Origin of the sequence: Halobacillus litoralis (assembly GCF_009856355.1) — a bacterium.
Classification (GTDB): Bacteria; Bacillota; Bacilli; order Bacillales; family Halobacillaceae; genus Halobacillus; species Halobacillus litoralis_B.
The window spans coordinates 1-18,846 of the sequence record NZ_WMEW01000008.1 but is presented as its reverse complement, the minus strand read 5'-3'; the positions used below and the strand labels follow the sequence as shown (position 1 = coordinate 18,846).

Annotated in this window: 25 protein-coding genes; 16 read left to right on the top strand and 9 right to left on the bottom strand. The window is 48.3% G+C overall.

Going from position 1 to position 18,846, the window contains the following annotated elements:
- The first annotated feature begins 127 nt into the window (after positions 1-127).
- Together asnB and GLV97_RS12185 are read left to right on the top strand one after the other, a co-directional pair.
- Positions 128-1,969 carry an asparagine synthase (glutamine-hydrolyzing) gene (gene asnB, locus GLV97_RS12190; protein WP_160834892.1) on the top strand — a complete coding sequence of 614 codons (1,842 nt, stop codon included), beginning with the start codon at positions 128-130 and terminating at the stop codon, positions 1,967-1,969.
- Positions 1,970-2,158: 189 nt separating this feature from the next.
- Entirely contained in the window at positions 2,159-3,544 is a 1,386-nt protein-coding gene (locus tag GLV97_RS12185) for an alpha-amylase family glycosyl hydrolase (RefSeq protein WP_160889757.1), read from the top strand.
- Between the two features lie 325 nt (positions 3,545-3,869).
- Here the strand turns inward: GLV97_RS12185 and GLV97_RS12180 are convergent, their stop codons facing one another.
- Entirely contained in the window at positions 3,870-4,730 is an 861-nt protein-coding gene (locus tag GLV97_RS12180; protein ID WP_160889756.1) for a DegV family protein, read from the bottom strand.
- Between the two features lie 178 nt (positions 4,731-4,908).
- On the opposite strand from GLV97_RS12180, the gene GLV97_RS12175 reads away from it, so the two are divergent.
- Together GLV97_RS12175 and GLV97_RS12170 are read left to right on the top strand one after the other, a co-directional pair.
- A complete protein-coding gene (locus GLV97_RS12175; protein WP_160834895.1) occupies positions 4,909-5,757 on the top strand; it encodes a YitT family protein in 849 nt (282 codons plus the stop codon).
- Between the two features lie 62 nt (positions 5,758-5,819).
- On the top strand, positions 5,820-6,734 hold the full coding sequence (locus tag GLV97_RS12170) for a BsuPI-related putative proteinase inhibitor (RefSeq protein ID WP_160889755.1): 915 nt from the start codon (positions 5,820-5,822) through the stop codon (positions 6,732-6,734).
- 38 nt (positions 6,735-6,772) lie between these two features.
- Here the strand turns inward: GLV97_RS12170 and GLV97_RS12165 are convergent, their stop codons facing one another.
- A complete protein-coding gene (locus GLV97_RS12165; RefSeq protein ID WP_160834897.1) occupies positions 6,773-7,036 on the bottom strand; it encodes a NifU N-terminal domain-containing protein in 264 nt (87 codons plus the stop codon).
- Between the two features lie 134 nt (positions 7,037-7,170).
- Between GLV97_RS12165 and GLV97_RS12160 the strand changes: the two genes are divergently transcribed.
- A complete protein-coding gene (locus tag GLV97_RS12160) occupies positions 7,171-7,998 on the top strand; it encodes a DUF2785 domain-containing protein (RefSeq protein ID WP_160834898.1) in 828 nt (275 codons plus the stop codon).
- Positions 7,999-8,013: 15 nt separating this feature from the next.
- On the top strand, positions 8,014-8,439 hold the full coding sequence (locus tag GLV97_RS12155) for a hypothetical protein (protein WP_160834899.1): 426 nt from the start codon (positions 8,014-8,016) through the stop codon (positions 8,437-8,439).
- Here the strand turns inward: GLV97_RS12155 and GLV97_RS12150 are convergent.
- Complete coding sequence (locus GLV97_RS12150; protein ID WP_160889754.1) at positions 8,432-8,986, bottom strand: DUF6944 family repetitive protein; 555 nt, start codon at positions 8,984-8,986, stop codon at positions 8,432-8,434. The genes GLV97_RS12155 and GLV97_RS12150 overlap by 8 nt on opposite strands.
- A 60-nt stretch (positions 8,987-9,046) precedes the next feature.
- On the opposite strand from GLV97_RS12150, the gene GLV97_RS12145 reads away from it, so the two are divergent.
- Positions 9,047-9,223 carry a hypothetical protein gene (locus tag GLV97_RS12145; protein WP_160889753.1) on the top strand — a complete coding sequence of 59 codons (177 nt, stop codon included), beginning with the start codon at positions 9,047-9,049 and terminating at the stop codon, positions 9,221-9,223.
- A gap of 58 nt (positions 9,224-9,281) precedes the next feature.
- On the opposite strand, the gene GLV97_RS12140 is transcribed toward GLV97_RS12145, so the two are convergent.
- From GLV97_RS12140 to GLV97_RS12135, 3 genes are all read right to left on the bottom strand, one after another.
- Positions 9,282-9,488, bottom strand: coding sequence for a DUF3813 family protein (locus tag GLV97_RS12140; RefSeq protein ID WP_160834901.1), 207 nt, complete (start codon positions 9,486-9,488; stop codon positions 9,282-9,284).
- A 2-nt stretch (positions 9,489-9,490) separates the two neighbouring features.
- A complete protein-coding gene (locus GLV97_RS19815) occupies positions 9,491-9,637 on the bottom strand; it encodes a hypothetical protein (protein ID WP_202410636.1) in 147 nt (48 codons plus the stop codon).
- 95 nt (positions 9,638-9,732) lie between these two features.
- Positions 9,733-10,551, bottom strand: coding sequence for a Cof-type HAD-IIB family hydrolase (locus tag GLV97_RS12135; RefSeq protein WP_202410635.1), 819 nt, complete (start codon positions 10,549-10,551; stop codon positions 9,733-9,735).
- A gap of 178 nt (positions 10,552-10,729) precedes the next feature.
- On the opposite strand from GLV97_RS12135, the gene GLV97_RS12130 reads away from it, so the two are divergent.
- From GLV97_RS12130 to moaD, 5 genes are all read left to right on the top strand, one after another.
- The gene (locus GLV97_RS12130) at positions 10,730-11,494 is read left to right on the top strand and encodes an alpha/beta fold hydrolase (protein ID WP_160834903.1); all 765 of its coding nucleotides are present in this window, start codon (positions 10,730-10,732) and stop codon (positions 11,492-11,494) included.
- A 103-nt stretch (positions 11,495-11,597) separates the two neighbouring features.
- Positions 11,598-11,882, top strand: coding sequence for a metal-sulfur cluster assembly factor (locus GLV97_RS12125; protein WP_160836424.1), 285 nt, complete (start codon positions 11,598-11,600; stop codon positions 11,880-11,882).
- A gap of 124 nt (positions 11,883-12,006) precedes the next feature.
- The gene (gene mobB / locus GLV97_RS12120) at positions 12,007-12,537 is read left to right on the top strand and encodes a molybdopterin-guanine dinucleotide biosynthesis protein B (RefSeq protein WP_160834904.1); all 531 of its coding nucleotides are present in this window, start codon (positions 12,007-12,009) and stop codon (positions 12,535-12,537) included.
- Positions 12,527-12,988, top strand: coding sequence for a molybdenum cofactor biosynthesis protein MoaE (locus tag GLV97_RS12115; protein WP_160834905.1), 462 nt, complete (start codon positions 12,527-12,529; stop codon positions 12,986-12,988). The genes mobB and GLV97_RS12115 overlap by 11 nt, the downstream gene beginning before the upstream one ends.
- Entirely contained in the window at positions 12,985-13,218 is a 234-nt protein-coding gene (gene moaD, locus GLV97_RS12110) for a molybdopterin converting factor subunit 1 (protein WP_160834906.1), read from the top strand. The genes GLV97_RS12115 and moaD overlap by 4 nt, the downstream gene beginning before the upstream one ends.
- 43 nt (positions 13,219-13,261) lie before the next feature.
- Here moaD and GLV97_RS12105 read toward each other — a convergent pair whose 3' ends face one another.
- Both GLV97_RS12105 and GLV97_RS12100 read right to left on the bottom strand, forming a co-directional pair.
- On the bottom strand, positions 13,262-14,074 hold the full coding sequence (locus GLV97_RS12105; RefSeq protein ID WP_160834907.1) for an undecaprenyl-diphosphate phosphatase: 813 nt from the start codon (positions 14,072-14,074) through the stop codon (positions 13,262-13,264).
- Between the two features lie 145 nt (positions 14,075-14,219).
- Positions 14,220-14,393: a DUF2929 family protein gene (locus tag GLV97_RS12100; RefSeq protein WP_084162939.1), complete on the bottom strand. Its 174-nt coding sequence runs from the start codon at positions 14,391-14,393 to the stop codon at positions 14,220-14,222.
- A 131-nt stretch (positions 14,394-14,524) separates the two neighbouring features.
- Between GLV97_RS12100 and GLV97_RS12095 the strand changes: the two genes are divergently transcribed.
- Together GLV97_RS12095 and GLV97_RS12090 are read left to right on the top strand one after the other, a co-directional pair.
- On the top strand, positions 14,525-15,037 hold the full coding sequence (locus GLV97_RS12095; RefSeq protein WP_160889751.1) for a hypothetical protein: 513 nt from the start codon (positions 14,525-14,527) through the stop codon (positions 15,035-15,037).
- Between the two features lie 90 nt (positions 15,038-15,127).
- Positions 15,128-16,075 carry a BMP family ABC transporter substrate-binding protein gene (locus tag GLV97_RS12090; protein ID WP_237418612.1) on the top strand — a complete coding sequence of 316 codons (948 nt, stop codon included), beginning with the start codon at positions 15,128-15,130 and terminating at the stop codon, positions 16,073-16,075.
- 41 nt (positions 16,076-16,116) lie between these two features.
- Here the strand turns inward: GLV97_RS12090 and GLV97_RS12085 are convergent, their stop codons facing one another.
- On the bottom strand, positions 16,117-16,296 hold the full coding sequence (locus tag GLV97_RS12085; protein WP_160834909.1) for a hypothetical protein: 180 nt from the start codon (positions 16,294-16,296) through the stop codon (positions 16,117-16,119).
- 201 nt (positions 16,297-16,497) lie between these two features.
- Here GLV97_RS12085 and GLV97_RS12080 point away from each other — a divergent pair, with 201 nt between their 5' ends.
- Both GLV97_RS12080 and fabF read left to right on the top strand, forming a co-directional pair.
- A complete protein-coding gene (locus GLV97_RS12080; RefSeq protein ID WP_160834910.1) occupies positions 16,498-17,436 on the top strand; it encodes a beta-ketoacyl-ACP synthase III in 939 nt (312 codons plus the stop codon).
- Positions 17,437-17,452: 16 nt separating this feature from the next.
- Positions 17,453-18,694 (top strand): beta-ketoacyl-ACP synthase II, encoded by a 1,242-nt coding sequence (gene fabF, locus GLV97_RS12075; RefSeq protein WP_160834911.1) that lies wholly within the window; start codon positions 17,453-17,455, stop codon positions 18,692-18,694.
- Positions 18,695-18,846 lie beyond the last annotated feature (152 nt).

Sequence of the window (18,846 nt, the reverse complement as noted above, 5' to 3'; positions counted from 1 at the left end):
TGATTCTCATTCCCGATGTCAACACGTTTTTTCCTTTTTTTCATAGAAGTCTGTGATCATTCATATAGTGAGTCATCATGGATGTTTTATCAAAAGATTTCTGTTAGGAAAAGGATGGTGAAGCAGGATGTGTGGAATAGTCGGTTGGGTGGACAGTGATTCCCGGACAGAGGGGAAAGCTTCTATCCTGGACCGTATGGCTGAAACACTCAGGCACCGCGGGCCGGATGATTATCAAACATGGATACACGAATCCGCCGCCTTCGGTCATCAGCGGTTGATTGTTGTCGATCCTGATGGAGGAAGGCAGCCGATGGTCCGGACCGCCCGGGATGAACAGTTTGTTCTATGCTATAACGGGGAACTTTATAATACAGAAGACATCCGCTCGGTCTTGAAATCGAAAGGATGGAGCTTCGCTTCCCATTCAGACACCGAAGTGCTGCTCATCAGTTATATAGAATGGGGACCGGATTGTGTCGATCATCTGAATGGAATTTTTGCCTTCAGCGTATGGGAAACGAAACGGAAGCGGCTGTTCCTTGCCAGGGACCGTCTCGGTGTGAAGCCGCTCTTTTACAGTCATCAGGGGGATCGGCTGCTTTATGCTTCCGAGATGAAAGCGATTCTTGCCCATCCTGATGTTGACCCCGTCGTTGACCGGAGCGGTGTGCACGAACTGTTATCGCTCGGCCCTTCCCGTACCCCGGGACAGGGAGTCTTTAAAGATATACAGGAGATCCGCCCGGGACACTGTGCTCTTTTTGAAAAAGGGAAACTGTCTGTGAAACGTTACTGGAATGTGAAAAGTGCGCCGCATGAACATACATTTGACGAAACTGTGGATAAAGTCCGGGAGCTTTTTATGGATGCTTCCACACGGCAGCTCGTTTCAGATGTGAAACTCGGAACCTTTTTGTCAGGCGGGGTGGATTCCAGTGCCATTACCGCGGTCGCTGCAGAGATGTATAAGCAGAATCAAAGGGGGACGCTTGAGACATTCTCCATTGATTATAAAGACCAGGCCCGCTTTTTTAAGAAAAATGCTTTCCAGCCGGACAGGGACGAGGCTTTCATACAGCTTGTCAGTCAGCAGCATCAGACAGACCACACAGTGATGGAGGCGGCTACCGAAGATTTGATGGACCGCTTGAAGCAGGCCGTGGAACTGCGCGACCTTCCAGGGATGGCAGATGTAGACTCGTCTCTCCTCTGGTTTTGTGAGGAGATAAAAAAACATGTGACGGTCGCCTTATCCGGGGAATGTGCCGATGAAATTTTTGGCGGGTATCCGTGGTTTTACAGGAAAGAGGATAAAGAGCGGAAGGGTTTTCCGTGGATCCGGTCCTTGAATGAACGCAATCAGCTCGTCCGGGATGATTTAAAAGGGGATATTGATGTTGAATGGTATATGCTGAAGCGCTATAACGAAACCATCGCCGAGACCCCGCTGCTTGATGGAGAAGGTGAAGATGCACAGAAGCACAGGCAGATGTCTTATTTAAATATGAACTGGTTTATGCAGACGTTGTTGGAGCGGAAAGACCGGATGAGTATGGGCGCGAGTCTCGAGGTTCGTGTACCTTTCAGTGATCACAGGCTGGTGGAGTATGTCTGGAATGTTCCGTGGAGCATGAAGTTTCATAACGATCAGGAAAAAGGGCTCCTCCGCCAGGCCCTGCGCGGCATTCTTCCTGACCGGGTCCTGTTCCGGAAAAAGAACCCGTATCCAAAAACGTTCCATCCGGATTATACACGGGCCGTCTGCAAATGGATGGATGATATTCTGAGCGATGAACGCGCTCCTTTGTTTCAATTATTCGATCGTGATCAAGTGAGAAAGCTGAAAGAGAGCGAAGGGAAGTCGATTGACACCCCGTGGTTTGGTCAGCTGATGACAGGCCCGCAGCTGATTGCGCACCTTTGTCAGATCGATCACTGGTTCCGGACGTATCGTGTCCAGCTGTGACTTACATGAGGCAGAGGTGTCAAACCCGTGTGATGATGGAAACTTTCTGTCATCACACGGGTTTTTCTTTGTGCTGGTTGAAGTTCACGTCCGAACGTTCATTGTACGGCTCCATTACGGATTGACGGTTCCGAGATGAAAGCGGTAACCTTAGAGAGGAGTGTTTTTTAGGTTGAGGGAGGACGGAATATGAAAAAGGCAGCAGGGATCCTTCTGCTCATTCCTCTTTTTCTTTTATACAGCCTGAACGATGGAGCTGTCGAAGGGGAAGAGCGCAGGTGGCAGGATGAAAGTGTATATTATATTGCAGTGGACCGCTTTTTTAACAGCGATCGAAGCAACGATGAACAAGTGGATGTTCAAGACCCGCAGGCTTATCACGGCGGGGATCTTTCCGGACTGACAAGCCAGCTGGATTACATAGAGGAACTCGGTTTTACGACCCTCCAGCTGTCACCGGTGATGGCGAATGCACCTGGAGGGTTTCATGGTTTCTGGGTTACGGATTTCCAGGCTGTCGAGGAGCACCTCGGTACGATGGAGGAAATGAGATCGTTCGTAAAGGAAGCGCATGATCGTGATATGAAGGTGGTGCTTGATTTTCCTCTGTTCACAGCCGCCGATCACCCCTGGACAGGGGAAGAGGCGAAAGCCGGCTGGTTAAAAGAAGGTGTGACAGATGCCCCTGTTTCATGGCTGGACGATCTGCCGCAGCTGGAGATGGACAATGAAGCAGCCCGTACTTATATTGAGGAGACGATGCAATTCTGGGAGGAAGAAGCCGGTGTGGATGGATTCCACCTTGTGTCCCAAACGGATGAGATGATGGAAGAGGAGGATGCTGTTTTTTATACCACCCACCTGCAAGAGGCGGGGGATCTGCCGCAGCAGCTCAGAAACGTCTTCCAAGCCCCGGGTGCTGTAGAAGGAATCTCGTCGGACGTCCGTGTTCAACAGCTTGACGGGCCCTTTACCGGCCGCTTTACTCATGAAGCTGTAGAGAATGGTCAGAACCCGATTACCCGTTGGCGTCTCGGCCTTACTTATATTTTCACAACACCAGGCATCCCGGTTGTATATTACGGATCGGAAACCCCGCTGGATGATGGAGGAGACCCTGAAACGGTGCCCATGATCAATGTGAAAGCTGGAAATGAGGACTTAAAGCAGCGGATTGAAAAATTAACGTCGATGCGGGACCAGTATCCGGCCATCACCCGTGGAGAATATAAAGAGCTGTATAACGAAAACGGGCTGCTCGTTTTTGAGCGCAGGGACGAAGGAGAGTCGCTCATGGTTGCCATCAACAATGCGGCCGAAACAAAAACAGCAGAGCTGGATCACCTGGGCAGCGGTCTCCAGCTGAGGGGCCTGCTTCAGGACGGAGTGGTGCGGGAGCAGGCGGATGGGACGTACCGACTGGCTATGGACAGGGAAACGGCGGATGTGTTCATCATAGAAGGAAACAGCGGCTATAACTGGCTGTTTATCGGCTTTGTCGGAAGCGTTCTGCTTCTGTTTACCGTGGCGGTTATCGTTTTAAGCAGAAAAAGCCGTCAGCGTGAAAAAGAGTGAAGAAAAAGCACAGCTCTTCTGATGAGCTGTTTCTGTTTCATGGACATGGTCACGTGTCCCTTATAACGGTCTGCTGCGGGTCCGTCAGACCATTAACGAAAAAAAGGACGGCCGTCCACTTTTTCGACAGTCTGAGAATAAAAAACAGCGCTCCAGCTTTCTGGAACGCTGTTTTTTTATTCACTTGTGTAAGGTTTTTTCATAAGAAGCCCCCCGATCGTGCTGGACAGGGGGGAGGGAATGCAGTGCCCATCTGCCTCCCACCGGCCGTCATAATGAATGAGACGCGCAATGGGGGAGTAGGGTTCCATCGTTCAGGGAATAGTTATTGATATGTGTCGTTTAAGAAAAATAAAGCGATCGTGCCCGGGCCTGAGTGGGCGCCGATGGTTGCACCGACATAGTCGATGTGAATCTCGGACGTTCCAAACTGCTCCTTGATCATCTCCGCCAGCTGTTCGGCTCTGTCCAGATCATCCCCATGGCTGATGGCCACACGCTGGTTTTGTAAATCGTGTCCTCGTTCTTCCATGACTTCAAGCATCCGCTTCAGGACTTTCTTGGATCCACGGATTTTTTCCAGGGGAATCAGCTTTCCACCCTCCATATGCAGAAGCGGTTTGATTTTCAGCAGCCCTCCGACGAAAGCGGCTGTCCGGCTTACCCGGCCGCCACGCTGAAGGTATTCAAGGTCATCGACCGTAAAGATGTGCTCCATATGTTCCGCATGATAGAGGCCTGTCTTCAGCACGGTTTCAAAGTCCGCTCCCTGCCGGGCCATTTCAGCGGCTCTTAAAACGATAAGACCGCATCCCAGGGAGGCTGCCTTCGTATCGACCACTTCAAATGTGGCTTCCGGATAGTCTTCCTTGATTTCCTGCTCCACCATTTTGGCCGTCTGGTACGTGCCGGAAAGTTCAGAGGAGAAGGAGAAATAAATGAAAGGCTTGTTCTTTTCGGCGAGGTCCGTGAACGTTTCTCTGAATGTCTGCGCAGAGACCTGAGCGGTTTTCGGCGCATCCCCTTCACGCATACGGTCGTAAACGTCCTTCGGGGTGATCGTCTCCCCGTCCACATATTCCTCGTCTTTCATAATCACTTTTAAAGGGAGGGAGGTAATGTCATACTTTTCAACAGTGGCCCGGCTCAAGTCACTGGCCGAGTCACAAATTATCTGCACGTTCATTCGCGTCACCTACTGTTATAGAGTTTGTATGTTAAGTGTAGGCACAATCCTGTGGATAGTCAAAGTAAAAAGTAAACCATCGTTCGACAAAATCAGGGTGTTTTCCTCAAGTTTAACTTGATTTTACCTACATCCGGTGATAAAAATGAATAGATGATAGAGGTTAGGAGGTTTTTCGGTGTTTACAGTAGAAATAAAAAGGATTCTGATTGTTCTGTTCGGTGCGGTTTTGAACGCGATCTCACTGAACTTATTCTTAATTGAAGCGAACGTTTATGCGAGCGGTTTTACAGGTGTCGCCCAGCTGTTAACGAGTATCTTGAATGATTTCGCCGGTATTCCGGTCAGTACCGGGCTGCTCTTATTCATACTTAATATCCCTGTAGCCATTTTAGGATGGATGAAAGTAGGGAGAGGATTTACGGTTTATAGTGCCATTTCTGTTGCTTTTACGACGTTCTTTCTTGAGGTCATCCCTGTGATGCAGCTCTCCGAAGACATCATCCTGAATGCGGTGTTCGGGGGAGTGATCGGTGGTACAGGTGTTGGTATCACCTTGAAATGGGGGGCTTCTACGGGAGGTCTGGATATTATCGCGATGATTCTTTCCAGAATGAAAGACCGTCCGATCGGCATTTACTTCTTAATTATTAACAGCGCCATTATCGTGATTGCCGGCGTTCTTTATGAACCGGAAAATGCTCTTTACACGCTGCTTACCCTTTACGTTACGACAAGGGTGATTGATGCGATCCATACACGTCACGAGAAGCTGACAGCGATGATCATTACCTCCAGGGCAGCCGATCTTGAAAAAGCCATCCACGGTCACATGGTCCGTGGAATTACTACTCTTCCTGCCCGTGGGGCATTTACCCAGCAGGATAAAAATATGCTTGTCATGGTCATTACCCGCTATGAGCTTTATGATCTGCAGCATATCATTCAGGATGTGGATCCCAAAGCCTTTACAAACATCGTTCAGACGACAGGCATCTTCGGGTTTTTCCGAAAAGACGATCAATGATGTAACTTTTTCCACCTCTGAAACGACAAATACACTAAATAGTATAAAGAGGAGTGGGGGTTATGAAAAACGTGTCAGCCGGTATCCTTGGATTGGCGCTCTTATTTGCTGCAGGATGCTCGAACCAATCGGAAGTCAAACAGGCGGAAGGTGAGGAGAGCGGAGAAGCGGCATCCGAGGAAATCACCGAGGACCAGCAGACGGAAATTGATATGGAGGGTCTGATCGAACAAATGGTGATGGATGCGGAAGTGGTAGTGGACTCCGGAGAAGTTTCGTTTCAGTTTTCCTTGAAGAATACGGGGGAGGACCCGGTTATTCTGGGATTCACCTCAAGTCAGAAATATGAAATCCAGGTGAAAGATAAAGAAGGCGAAGTCGTGTATACCTATTCTGCGGACCAGATGTTCGCTCAGGGACTGACGACGGAGGAAGTCGAAGCAGGTGCCCTGCTTGAGGCTTCTGAAACGTGGCCGGCGGATATTGAGCCGGGAGACTACGAGGCGACGATGACCTTCCTTGTCGATACAATCAATGATCAGCCGCTGGATGCCAATCCTTTTGAAGTTACCCAGTCCTTCACTCTTGAAGGGAAGGACGCTGTAACCGAAGAAGAAGCAAAAACGGATGAAACCGGATTGAAAGAGGCGGAATACGGTAAAGGGGAAGCTTTCCGTAAAGTGACGGTGTCAGGAGAAAAAGGATCATATGTCGTGAAAGGAGAAGCACGGGTGTTTGAAGGTTCCTTCCTCTACAGCGTGGAAGATGGTCATCATGTGCAGGTTTCTCCAACACCGGTGCAGGTGGAGGAAGGAGCTCCGTCCTGGTCGCCTTTTGAATTCAACATTTCCATCCCGGAAGAGGATATGCCGGACTACGGCATGGTCACCCTGATCTTATTTGAGGAAAGCTCGGAAGACGGGCGTCCGATCCATCTGAATTACATTCCTCTCGAACAAGTGCAGACAACCGAATAAAAAAACAGCCCTGCAGTTTCACACTGCAGGGCTGTTTTTTAATACCCGTATTCTTCCAGTTTGCTTTTCACTTTCGGTGTAAGCTCCTCCCAGTCGCCCTGTGGAAGCTTGTTTACAGTGATGAAGTTTTGGAAGCCGAAGACATTATCGACGCCGTCCAGCTCCATCAGCTCATTCATGATTTTGTGATCGCTTGTCTGTCCAGGCATGACGGACACACTGCCGTCTCCTTGAAAGATCATGGACTCTGTTGTGAATTTACGCGCATTCGGATTAGGTGTTTCCTGTACTTGTATAGCCATATGATTATCCTCCTCTGTTACATCTGCTCCTATTCTATCAAAAAAAACGTGGAATCAAAACTCCTAAACGTTATCACACGTGGGATGGGAAAATCTGTGGTACAATGAGAGCAATGTTTGAGGAGGTGTGGAAGATGGAAACGAAACTGATTGAAGTTCTGCAGCCGATCAAGGAGAACAATTATGCTCTTCCAGAAGGGCAGAACCTGCAGGAACTGACAACGATGATGCTTCAGAAAATCGGAACGGTACATCCTGAGTTGAGAGATAACCTCATCCACTCCATTTTTACAACGTTTATCGAACGTGGTCATTATTCGAATGACCAGTTGAAAAATATACTTCAGTCTGTCTTAAATAAAAATTACTTGTTTTACAGAATCGGCACATCCAAGCAGGAGGAGGATGCCGTATTTAAACGGAGCTTTTCCGTTCTATTGATTCCGCCTATTATGCAGAAGCACCGGGAGGCTCCTTTCCTGAAGGAAGAAGATGTCCACCGGGTGTGGGAGCATTTGAAGAAGTACATGCAGCAGGAAAAAGACCACAGAGGGTATGTGGAAGGCAAGGGCTGGGCCCATGCTATGGCTCACGCAGCGGATGCGATACACAGCGCCGCTGCCTGTGAGGAAATCACCCGCGGGGAAGTGCTCAGCATGCTGCCTGTCATCCGCGAACAGTTTCTCATTGACCAGCCTTATCTTTTTGATGAAGAAGAAAGAATGGTTACCGCTGTTCTGATGATGTTCCGTAAAATTGAACACGTGGAACGGATGGAGTGGCTCGAAACACTGCTTTATATAAGGGATGGCTGGCAGGATCCCAAGGAAGATATCATCATTAACAACAGCAAGCATTTTATGAGAGCGATGTATTTCCGTATGCTCGAGGGGGATTACAGGGAGCTTCGTCAGGTTTTAGAAAATCTGCTGAGGGAATTAAGGAAGCAGGAAGCTTACTAAACCTGGAGGACGCCTATGATTCGATGGGGACTATTTATCGGAACAACATCAGGTATTGTGCTCGGCCTTTACATGTGGTTCATTGAGAAGATCACGGGTGATAAAGTATATACACTGTTGATGAATGTAGACTTCATCCCCTGGTTCGGGAGTATTGACTGGCCGGTTCTTATGGAATGGTTTTTTCATATGATCATTTCCTGGGTCATCGGTCTGGTGTATGCATGGCTGTTTATGTACCGGTTGAAACCTGCACCTCGGAACCAATGGATGGCGGCGTCTCTTTTGACAGCGCCTGCCGCTTTCACTTACGTTCCGCTCACCCTTCTTGCACTTAAGGAAACACCAGCAGTAACAGATGTTTCCGCCATCATTTTCTGGCTGATCGGTCATGTGCTCTACGCTGTGACATTAAAAAAATCCTATGATCGTTTTAAATAAAAGACGGGTGCTCCCCGTCTTTTATTTCGTGATTGAGTTGTGCTGAACCGGCAAGGGCGGACAATACAGCGCCGCCGGCCTGGATCCAGCTGCCGATCAAGTTTAGGGCATACCCCTCCTCACCACGCCGTTCTTTCCCTGTCCCGACCGCCTGCATGGAGTTTCCGATCACTTCCATGAGCTGGCCGTTCAATGTATAAATGGAGTAAGGCGCGGAGGGGCCCGTCAGTGTTCCGGAAAATGCAGCGCTTCCTCCGAGCGCCTGCAGAAGATTTCCCTTGATGACGAGAGACAACTGCTCATTTTCCGGCAGATCTGCGAGCAGGCTGTAGATGATGGCTGTATTTCCTGAGGCCTGAATCAGGCTTCCGGCTGTTTCAATGCTAAAGGTATGACCCTGGTTGGCGGCAAGTCCGTTCCCGACCGCCTGCAGAGCATTTCCGATGAGATCGAGGTCATCATGATCAATCGTTATGCTGACAGCTGAGGCAACCGTTCCTGCAGCGGTCACCCATAAATGAAAGGGCAGCTGATTGTCCTGTTCCATTGCTGAACCGCCTCCTTACATCCATTGTATACAGCAGGGGGGAGAGGGGGTTCCGTGAAAATGAAAAGTTTTGTTATTTCGTTCAGCCGGAGAATGCTGGAAGATCGTTTCTGCATTAGAATCCATCATAAGCGGTTGAAGGAGTCTTCTATGAAAAGAGGCTGCCGGAATGTTTCCCGGCAGCCTGAGAAAAACACCCGCGGAACGGGTGTTTTTCTTGTTTATGAAAATCATTAGGGGGGCACTTTTGTTATACCCCGGACAGACGGAAATCAATCCAGTCTGCGTAAAAAAATTACTGCAGGTTGTTATGGTGAGCTTCCATCTGCTGTTCAAGCTGCTGTAGCTGTTGTTTCTCCTGTTGTGAACATTGGCTATAGGCAGACTGAATCGCTTGTCTGGCTGCTTCCATATCCTGCTGGCTTGCAGCACTCTGTCTACCGCCACGCTGGGTGAAACGGTTAACTGCATCGCGCGCATTTTCAAAAAGGTTTTTCTCCATGGTTAAAACCCTCCTACTGTATGCCGGTCGCTTTCCATTTGTTTACGATCTGCATCCGTAAGCCTTTGCGGCTCCATGATGCTTTCGTCAAAGGGCTGCACTTCCACCCGGCTGTTGTCTTTGCGGCTGTCCTGCTTACGCTGCTCCATGACAAGACCCTCCTGTCATAAAAAAGCCTGAACGCTTTCACGTTCAAGCTTAGTATGGCGGAAAGGAGTGGTTTTACCCGAGGAAACCATTTCCTTTAAATGGCGCGCTTATTTATGCTCAAATACTGGTCAAGAAAAGCACCGATGCCATCTTCTTCGTTCGTACCGGTAATGTGGCTGGCTACATCCTTCAATTCGTTGATCGCATTACCCATGGCAACACCCACCCCGGCATAGTCGAGCATTTCGAGGTCATTATCCTCATCACCGAAAGCGATAATCCGGTCCTGCGGGATATGGAAATAACGGGAGATTTTATCAAGACCGACCGCTTTGTTCAATCCGGCCCTCACAATTTCAATGACGTGATAGGGAGCTCCCCATTTGCGGTGGTCGATCAGGGCGGCGTGTTCGTCCAGTTCCTCACGGATCGCTTTAATTTTTTCCTCTTCCGGGTGAATCAGAATGGAAGTTGGATCATCTTTCAGGTTGGACTGCAGACGTCCCACTGTAATGGGATCATTTTTCGTCTGGAAAATACTCATCAATTCTTCATCATATTGATCAAGGAAAACTTGATCTTTCACTTCAGCCAGGATGTTTTTTACACCCAGTTCCTGGCAGGTATGAATGATTTTGTGCGCGGTTCGGATCCCTAAAGGAGAGTGGATCGCATCCCAGCGGTGGTCAGAGGGGTGATGGATCAGCGCTCCATTGAAATTGACCATCGGTGTTTCAAGCCCAAGCTCATGATAGTAATCAATGCTTGCTCTGTGCGGGCGGCCTGTAGCAATGACAACGATGTGTCCCTGATCCATGGCTTTTTGGACAATCTCTTTTGTCTTCTCACTGATTTTTTTGTCATCAGTCAGAAGTGTTCCGTCTAAATCCAATGCAATTAAGTGCTGTTTCATACTATTCACCTCATTTTGTATGTATAGTTTATCGGTCAGGTAATGGATTGTAAAGAATACCCTCCTTGATGACCTAACACTTTCCAATCAAGAAACGCAGTGTTACGATAAATTATAGACCTTTTTTATTAAACATGCCTTAAGGCTAAGTAAAGATTATCAGAAAGGAACCAGCCGCATGATAGGGATATACCGTAATTCATTCAAAAACGTACCAGCACTCACGATTGTAGATACAGAAAAACAGGATCAGCCGCTCCCTGTATTCATTTATTTTCACGGCTTTACAAGTGCGAAAGAGCATAACCTTCCGCAGGCCTATATGCTCGCGCAGAAAGGCTACCGTGTGATACTTCCGGACAGTGCCTTTCATGGAGAGAGGGAAGAGGACCTTTCCAAGAAGGAACTGGATATGAAGTTCTGGGATATCGTGTATCAAAACCTGAAAGATCTGCAGGATGTAAAGGATGAGCTTGACCGTCTGGATCTGGTGTTGGACCGGCGTATCGGCGTCGGGGGCACATCCATGGGAGGAATCACGACGAGTGCAGCTTTGACGATGTATCCGTGGATCCAGGCTTCCGCCGTTATGATGGGTTCTCCGAAAATTGTTGATTTTGCAGAACGCACGATTAAAGGAGCTGAGCAGGCAGGCCTTCACGTCCCGCTTACACAAGAGGATCTGGATGAGATGTACGATTCACTGGCAGGGATCGACCTGTCCAGACAGATGGATAAATTGGTCGGCCGTCCATTATTCTTCTGGCACGGAGATGCCGATCCAGTTGTGCCATTTGAGCATTCGTACGACTTTTATAATGAAGCGATTAAACTGTATAAAAATCCAGAGAACATCCGTTTCCTGAGAGAAGTGGGGCGGGATCATAAAGTAAGCCGGTTCGGGATGGTTGAAATGGTCAACTGGCTGGAACTTGTGCTTTAACAGCGGGATTGTTTTATTATCTCCAATATTTTGTTTATAATAGAGTTTGAAAAACTGTGAAGGGGGAACTAAAGTGAGTACAACTGCATTGGAAGAAAACGCAATGGGCGCCCTTGAGAATGTCATTGACCCGGAACTCGGCATTGATATTGTCAATCTCGGTCTTGTCTATGGTGTTGATATAGAAGACAACGGAGATGCAAAGGTCACGATGACTTTGACAGCCATGGGCTGCCCACTGGCAGGACACATTGAGCAGGACGTAAAGCGCGCACTTGCTGATCTGCCTGAATTGAATGAAATTACCGTGAACATTGTTTGGAACCCACCTTGGACGAAGGACCGCATGAGTCGTTATGCGAAAATCGCCCTTGGTATTCCGGATTGATGAAAGGTGAGGCCCCTGCCGTATGAACTGCGGCAGGGGTTTTTACATAAGTAAAACATTTAGATTTGGATGGAAAAAGCTTGAAGGCAGTGCCTGCTCGTGAATACGACAGGGAGGGATCAACATGAAAGAAACTCCGGTTTTTCAAATCGTCGGTTATAAAAACAGCGGAAAAACATCGCTGCTCTCCGATTTAATTGCCTATGGAGCAGAACGGGAAGAGAAAGTAGCCGCGATTAAGCGTCATACTCATGAGGAGCCGTTGAAGGTGATGCATCATGAAACAGACAGCTACCGTCTTCACGAGGCGGGGTCTTTTATGACGGGGGTCGACAGCCCGGGACGTTTCCAGATGGAGCTGTCACATCAGGAAGAATATGCGCTCGACCGGCTTGTTTTTTTATACCGGCAGTTTGACCCGGACCTGATTGCTGTTGAGGGGTATAAGAACGAACCCTACCCGAAGGCGGTCATCATTAAGCGGGAAGAAGACCTGGAACTGCTGGATGCGCTCACCAATATCCAGGTGGTCATTACATGGAACGAAGCAATGACGGAGGACGTTCCCTTTCCTGTCATTGCACTGAACGATTGGAGAAAGCGCCTGTCAGAGGTCTATCGCATAGCGAAAGGGGAGGAAGACCATGAACGATAAACAGGTATGGGTGACCGAAGAACCTTTGTCTCCCGGGGAAATGATTGCCCGCGTGACCCGACGGGATGCGGGAGCGGTGAACACATTCATTGGGACGGTTCGTGAGTTTACAAAAGGGAAAAAAACACTCTATTTACAATACGAAGCCTACCCTTCCATGGCTGAAAAAAAGATGCAGCAGATCGTGGAGGAGATCGAAGAGCAGTGGCCGGGCGCCGACGCCGTGATGGCCCACCGCACAGGACGGCTGGATATTACAGATATTGCTGTAGTTATTGCTGTCTCCACCCCGCACCGGGAGGCCTCCTATGCCGCAAGCCGGTACGCGATTGAACGGATGAAGGAAATCGTTCCCATTTGGAAAAAGGAACATTGGGAAGATGGAGAAGAGTGGATCGGAAACCAGAAGGAGACAAAGCCTGGAGTGCCGACGAAGGAGGAAAGTCGATGAATCAGCTTTTGTTTTTTGCCGGATTGAAAGAAGCCGCCGGAACAGAGAAAGTCGACATGGACCTTGCCGGTTTGACGGTGGAGGAAGTGAAAAAGAAAGTAGGGGATGTCTACCCCAAAGTCCAGATACAAACGAGCATGATCGCAGTCAATGAAGAATTCGCCCTCCGGGACCATAAAATTGAGGAAGGCGATACGATCGCCTTCCTTCCGCCGGTCAGTGGAGGATAAAAAAGAGACGTTTCACAACACGTGAAACGTCTCTTTTCTTATTTTACAGGAATAAGACGACCAGTCCTCCAACGATGAAGCAGTAGAAAGCGAAATACTTCAGGTTTCCCCGCTCCATGATGTTCATAAACCAGCGAAGGGAGTAATAAGAAGCGACGACGGAGCCTGCAAATGCAAGAACATAGGCAATCCAGGTGCCGGTTGATCCGCCTGCGTCGGCAATGACTTCCTCTATGGAAAGCAGCATCGTTCCCAAGCTGACAGGGATGAACAGAAGAAAGGAAAAGCGGAGCGCGGTTTCCTGCTTCATCCCAAGGAACATGGCCGCTACGATGGTAGCTCCTGACCGGCTGATACCTGGAATTAAGGCCACCGCCTGTCCGATACCAACGATGAGCGCATCCTTCCACGTCATCTGTCCGTCGCCTTTCCTTCCCTTCAGGTTACGGATCAGCCATAAGGCAATCCCTGTAATAATCAAAGTGACTCCGACCGTCTGCACGCCGGATATGGATTCAATCGCATCTCCGAGTAACACGCCGAGAACACCTGCCGGAACCGTACCGATGATCAAATATAGAATGAAGTCGAAATCATCCTTCTGCCGGCTGTCCTTTGTCATGACAAAGCCGATCCCATTTTTGATCAATCGAATCAGATCATCCCTGTAAATGATCAGGACGGCGACAAGAGAGCCGAAGTTCACGAGAACCTCAAAGGTCAGCCCCTTCAGGTCTAAGCCGAGCAGTTCCTGTACAATGACAAGGTGTCCGCTTGATGAAATCGGGATGGGCTCGGTGAACCCTTGGAATATCCCGAGAAATAAGTATTTAATAATCAGCCATATTTCTTCCATGTATTTCTCCTCCTACCCAGATCAACCATAGCTTTATCCACTATATCGTTGATTGATTTTTATGTACAATCGGTCTATTTATTCATATCTATGGTCTGTGAAGACACATAAAAACGCTGCCATCCGAAGATAGCAGCGTTCTGGCTCAAGCTTCGTCCTTGATTAGACCGTCCCCAAGTACAACAGCGGCCAATGTGAAAAGAATGGTCATCACAATCACCTGGCTGAAGGCGAAGCTGCCTCCTGCCATATTGCTGATTACATAAGCTGACATAAAACTTAATACAAAAGCCCATAGAATTGTCCATATCATCCGCATCGATACTCACCTCATTTACACAATCTATTTCTATAGTAGCAGAATGTCGAAAAAAAAGAAATATGAAATCGCTTCATGAACAGACTTGGTATTGAATAAGATGTAGGAAGATAAAGAAGGAGTGATTTTCAATGATTGTGACCGTCCAGCCCTGCTTTCACTGGATTGGATTTCATATCACATCCTATCTTCTTCAGGAAGGCGTGGAAGTGATCGGAATCGATCCTATCGAGACGAATCAGAGTGATTTTTTATATATGTATGTCGGCCGCAATAGTAATTTCCAGCATTTTTTCCAAAAGAAAGATAAGGAAAATCATGTGCAGGGGACGGAGGAAGAGGCCTCCGTGGAATATGTCGATCAACACCTTCTCGTCCGGAAAAATAGAAAAGCCATCTGGGTGAAGCTCCCATCCCTCTATGGTGAATGGATGGATCTCAACCGGCTGGGCATTCAGGATAAAGATCAGTTGAAATCATGGATTAAGGAAAAAGAAGCGGTGTACATTGGAGACTTTCTGCATGACCTTTCCAAGAGCCTTTTGGGGGATCAGGCATTTCAGCTTTCCAGTCATGTGGAGGGAGAGGACCTGATGGACCAGCGGATCGAAGCCGTCTTTCACAGCCGGAAGCTTCTTTGTTAACAGCCCGTGCCCTCCTGACATAGCGTTCTCCTTGAAAAAGATGTAGAATATAGGGATAGATTAGACGCAGGTGTTTAGGAGTGCATACCGTTGAAAATTCGAGTCATCATGATTCTCCTTCTGATTCTTTTTCTAGCTGGATGTCAATGGTTCCCTGGATATGAAAAGGACGTCGATGTCGGTCTTCTGCTGGAGACTTCGATTGATGATCGATCCTGGGGGCAGCAGGGATATCAGGGGCTGCAGGCGGTTCAGGAAGAGTATGGAGTGGATATCTATTATAAAGAAGAAATCCGCAGCTACCAGCAATCGGCGGAGGCTGTGGAAGAGCTTGTTCAGCAGGGGGCCGAAGTGATCTTCGGACACAGCAACATCTACGGAAGCCACTTTCGTGAGCTGCACGAAGCGTACCCTGAGATTGATTTCATATATTTCAACGGTCAGTTTGCAGCTGAAAATGTAACCAGTCTGAATTTTGATGCGCGCGCGATGGGATTTTTCGGCGGCATGGTCGCTGGTGAGATGACGAAGGCTGATCAGGTCGGTTTGATCGGTGCCTTTGAATGGCAGCCTGAGGTGGAAGGTTTTTATGAAGGTGTGAAGTACCAAAACCCGGAAGCCGAGGTGGATGTGGCTCTTTTGAACAGCTGGGAAAATACGGAGCTTGCTCTTATGCAGTACGAAAGAATGAAGGGGAAGGGAGCGGATGTCTTCTACCCGGCAGGTGACCTGTTTGCGGTTCCTATTATTGAACAGGCGGAAGCGGATGGGCATCTCGCGGTCGGATACCTGGAGGATCAATCCTCCATTGCCGCTCAGACGGTTCTGACGAGTACGGTTCAAAACGTCGATGAAGTGTACAAACTGGCCATGGAACGCTACCTCAATGGCGGCCTTCCCGGGGAAGCGCTCACGTTTGATTTCAGTGAGGGAGCGATTACGATGGGGGAATTCAGCCCTGTCGTTCCGGAAGAATTCAGGGACAACCTGGAAGAGGAAGTCGAAAATTATAAGGAAACGGGCACCCTCCCGCAGTAAAAAAGACTTTGAAGCACCAGCCTCCAAAGTCTTTTTTATGCTCATTTTTTGAATTTATCCATAAACGGCTTAATCATGGGAGACATGGATTTCCATGTTTTTGAAGCTTCCTCGAATAAGTCAGGGAAGCGGGGGGTAGACTCCTTTTCCCTATCCTCACGATCATCCTTGCTGCTGAACCCCCAGAAATCATCAAACGGGGACGATTTACGCTTGGTCATTCATGCTGCACCTCCTTATTTCTACAATATGAGCAGAAACGCCGGCCATGTGGGCGGTTTTTTTTATACCGTTGGAAATCTTCTGATTTTTTGGTGCAGGGAGGAGATGGCGGTGTGCTTGCAGAAATGTTCTGTATGAATTAGAATTAGTACCAAGTCATAAGAATTGATATTAGATATTACCTTTAAGGGGATGAACATATGAAGGCAGGATTCTTAGGAATAGGACACTACACGCCTGAAAAAGTATTGACTAACAAAGACATGGAGAAAATAGTAGATACAAGTGATGAATGGATCCGGACGCGGACAGGAATTGAAGAGCGCCGGATTGCTTCTGATGATATGGATACTTCTGATCTTGCTGTCCGCGCCTCTCAGGAAGCTTTGAAGGATGCCGGTCTGGATATTCAGGACATCGATATGATTCTTGTAGCCACCGTTACTCCTGATACACCGTTCCCTTCGGTCGCCACGGTACTTCAGGAAAAGCTCGGAGCTAGAAAAGTGGCTGCTATGGACTTGAGTGCTGCCTGTGCAGGATTCATGTACGGGGTTATAACAGCGAAACAGTTCATTGAATCAAACGCTTATCAGAATGTACTCGTTGTCGGTGTTGAGAAACTGTCTAAAATTACGGACTGGAGCGACCGCAATACGTGTGTTCTTTTCGGTGATGGTGCGGGGGCAGCCGTGATCGGTCCGGTCAGTGATGACAAAGGAATTCTTTCCTTTGAACTCGGTTCAGACGGATCAGGCGGTCAGCATTTATACCAGAAACCTGAGGAAAAACTTCAGATGAATGGTCGGGAAGTCTTCAAATTCGCGGTCCGTCAAATGCCGGAATCATCCGTGAACGTGGTTAAAAAGATCGGCTTAAGTGAACAGGATGTCGATTACCTTGTTCCTCACCAGGCCAACATTCGGATAATGGAAGCAGCCCGCCAGCGTCTTGGAATTCCAGAAGAGAAAATGTCTACAGCCGTTAAACGTTACGGAAATACATCTTCAGCTTCTATTCCGATCGCTTTGTCAGAAGACGTGAAGGCAGGTAAAATTAAAGATAATGATCTAGTAGTTCTTGTCGGATTCGGCGGCGGTCTCACATGGGGCGCCGTAGCTCTTCGATGGGGTAAGTAACCAAGGAGGAATTTTCATGGATAAACAACGTGTCGTCATTACCGGTATGGGAGCCGTAACTCCTGTCGGTAATACAGTTGATGAAATGTGGAACAGTATTAAAAACGGTGTGTCGGGTATTGGAGAAATCACAAAGGTGAATAAAGACGATTACCCGGTGCATGTCGCTGCAGAATTGAAGGATTTCGATCCTTCCAAGTGGATAGACCGTAAAGATGCCCGTCGTATGGATCCTTTTGTTCAATACGCAATGGCAGCCTCTCACATGGCCGTAGAGGATGCAGGCCTTGAAATTACAGAGGATATTGCGCCGCGCACCGGAGTATGGATCGGATCCGGTATCGGGGGCATGGGAACGTATGAATCCCAGTTTGAGACCTTCCAGCAGAAAGGGTACCGTCGTGTCAGCCCCTTCTTTATCCCGATGATGATTCCGGATATGGCTGCAGGACAGGTGTCGATTTCTCTTGGTGCGAAAGGGATCAACTCTTGTACGGTAACGGCCTGTTCTTCAGGGGCCAACTCGATTGGAGATGCGTACAAAGTCATCGAGCGTGGAGATGCGGACATTATGATTGCAGGTGGTACCGAAGCCCCTATGAACAAAATGTCCTTTGCCGGATTCGCATCTGCCCGTGCGCTTTCCTTGAATGAAGATCCACAGACGGCCAGCCGCCCGTTTGACCAGAACCGCGATGGTTTTGTCATGGGGGAAGGTGCAGGAATTCTCATACTTGAGACATTGGAATCTGCCAAGAAGCGTGGAGCGAAAATCTATGGTGAAATTACCGGGTACGGTTCAACAGGAGATGCGTATCACATTACGTCTCCTGCTCCGGAAGGCGAGGGAGCATCAAGAGCCATGCTTCAAGCCATCGATGATGCCGGCCTTAAGCCTGAGAACATTGATTACTTGAATGCTCATGGAACATCCACCGAGCTGAATGACAAATTCGAAACGCATGCGGCGAAGACTGTATTCCAGGAGTATGCTGGAAAGCTTGCGATTTCTTCTACGAAGTCGATGACCGGTCACCTGCTTGGGGCAGCCGGTGCTGTTGAGGCAGTCATTTCATTGAAAGCCATTAATGATGGTATTCTGCCTCCGACCATCAATTATGAAACACCTGATCCGGAATGTGACCTGGATTACGTACCGAACGAAGCCCGTCATCAGGACGTGAATACGGTGATGAGTAACTCGCTCGGATTCGGCGGACACAACGTCAGTCTGATCTTCCAGAAATATCAGGATTAATAAAAAAAGAGTCCGGTGTGTCGTTTGAACTATAACCCGAATAATGGACACTTATAAAAAAGTGCCCCGTTATTCGGGTTATTTCTATCTCTAGAAATTTAACCCGTTTATAATGAAAATAAGTTTATGAACGGAGTGGATGGAATTATGAG

Excerpts from the sequence above, each read along its gene's own strand:
- GLV97_RS12185 (WP_160889757.1), top strand. The coding sequence starts at position 2,159 with ATGAAAAAGGCAGCAGGGATCCTTCTGCTCATTCCTCTTTTTCTTTTA.
- GLV97_RS12135 (WP_202410635.1), bottom strand. The coding sequence starts at position 10,551 with ATGAAACAGCACTTAATTGCATTGGATTTAGACGGAACACTTCTGACT.
- GLV97_RS12095 (WP_160889751.1), top strand. The coding sequence starts at position 14,525 with ATGATTGTGACCGTCCAGCCCTGCTTTCACTGGATTGGATTTCATATC.
- GLV97_RS12085 (WP_160834909.1), bottom strand. The coding sequence starts at position 16,296 with ATGACCAAGCGTAAATCGTCCCCGTTTGATGATTTCTGGGGGTTCAGC.
- GLV97_RS12115 (WP_160834905.1), top strand. The coding sequence starts at position 12,527 with ATGAACGATAAACAGGTATGGGTGACCGAAGAACCTTTGTCTCCCGGG.
- GLV97_RS12170 (WP_160889755.1), top strand. The coding sequence starts at position 5,820 with ATGAAAAACGTGTCAGCCGGTATCCTTGGATTGGCGCTCTTATTTGCT.
- GLV97_RS12150 (WP_160889754.1), bottom strand. The coding sequence starts at position 8,986 with ATGGAACAGGACAATCAGCTGCCCTTTCATTTATGGGTGACCGCTGCA.
- GLV97_RS12080 (WP_160834910.1), top strand. The coding sequence starts at position 16,498 with ATGAAGGCAGGATTCTTAGGAATAGGACACTACACGCCTGAAAAAGTA.
- GLV97_RS12130 (WP_160834903.1), top strand. The coding sequence starts at position 10,730 with ATGATAGGGATATACCGTAATTCATTCAAAAACGTACCAGCACTCACG.
- GLV97_RS12165 (WP_160834897.1), bottom strand. The coding sequence starts at position 7,036 with ATGGCTATACAAGTACAGGAAACACCTAATCCGAATGCGCGTAAATTC.
- mobB (WP_160834904.1), top strand. The coding sequence starts at position 12,007 with ATGAAAGAAACTCCGGTTTTTCAAATCGTCGGTTATAAAAACAGCGGA.
- GLV97_RS12125 (WP_160836424.1), top strand. The coding sequence starts at position 11,598 with ATGGGCGCCCTTGAGAATGTCATTGACCCGGAACTCGGCATTGATATT.
- GLV97_RS12180 (WP_160889756.1), bottom strand. The coding sequence starts at position 4,730 with ATGAACGTGCAGATAATTTGTGACTCGGCCAGTGACTTGAGCCGGGCC.
- fabF (WP_160834911.1), top strand. The coding sequence starts at position 17,453 with ATGGATAAACAACGTGTCGTCATTACCGGTATGGGAGCCGTAACTCCT.
- GLV97_RS12155 (WP_160834899.1), top strand. The coding sequence starts at position 8,014 with ATGATTCGATGGGGACTATTTATCGGAACAACATCAGGTATTGTGCTC.
- GLV97_RS12160 (WP_160834898.1), top strand. The coding sequence starts at position 7,171 with ATGGAAACGAAACTGATTGAAGTTCTGCAGCCGATCAAGGAGAACAAT.
- GLV97_RS12140 (WP_160834901.1), bottom strand. The coding sequence starts at position 9,488 with ATGGAGAAAAACCTTTTTGAAAATGCGCGCGATGCAGTTAACCGTTTC.
- asnB (WP_160834892.1), top strand. The coding sequence starts at position 128 with ATGTGTGGAATAGTCGGTTGGGTGGACAGTGATTCCCGGACAGAGGGG.
- GLV97_RS12145 (WP_160889753.1), top strand. The coding sequence starts at position 9,047 with ATGAAAAGTTTTGTTATTTCGTTCAGCCGGAGAATGCTGGAAGATCGT.
- GLV97_RS19815 (WP_202410636.1), bottom strand. The coding sequence starts at position 9,637 with ATGGAGCAGCGTAAGCAGGACAGCCGCAAAGACAACAGCCGGGTGGAA.
- moaD (WP_160834906.1), top strand. The coding sequence starts at position 12,985 with ATGAATCAGCTTTTGTTTTTTGCCGGATTGAAAGAAGCCGCCGGAACA.
- GLV97_RS12100 (WP_084162939.1), bottom strand. The coding sequence starts at position 14,393 with ATGCGGATGATATGGACAATTCTATGGGCTTTTGTATTAAGTTTTATG.
- GLV97_RS12105 (WP_160834907.1), bottom strand. The coding sequence starts at position 14,074 with ATGGAAGAAATATGGCTGATTATTAAATACTTATTTCTCGGGATATTC.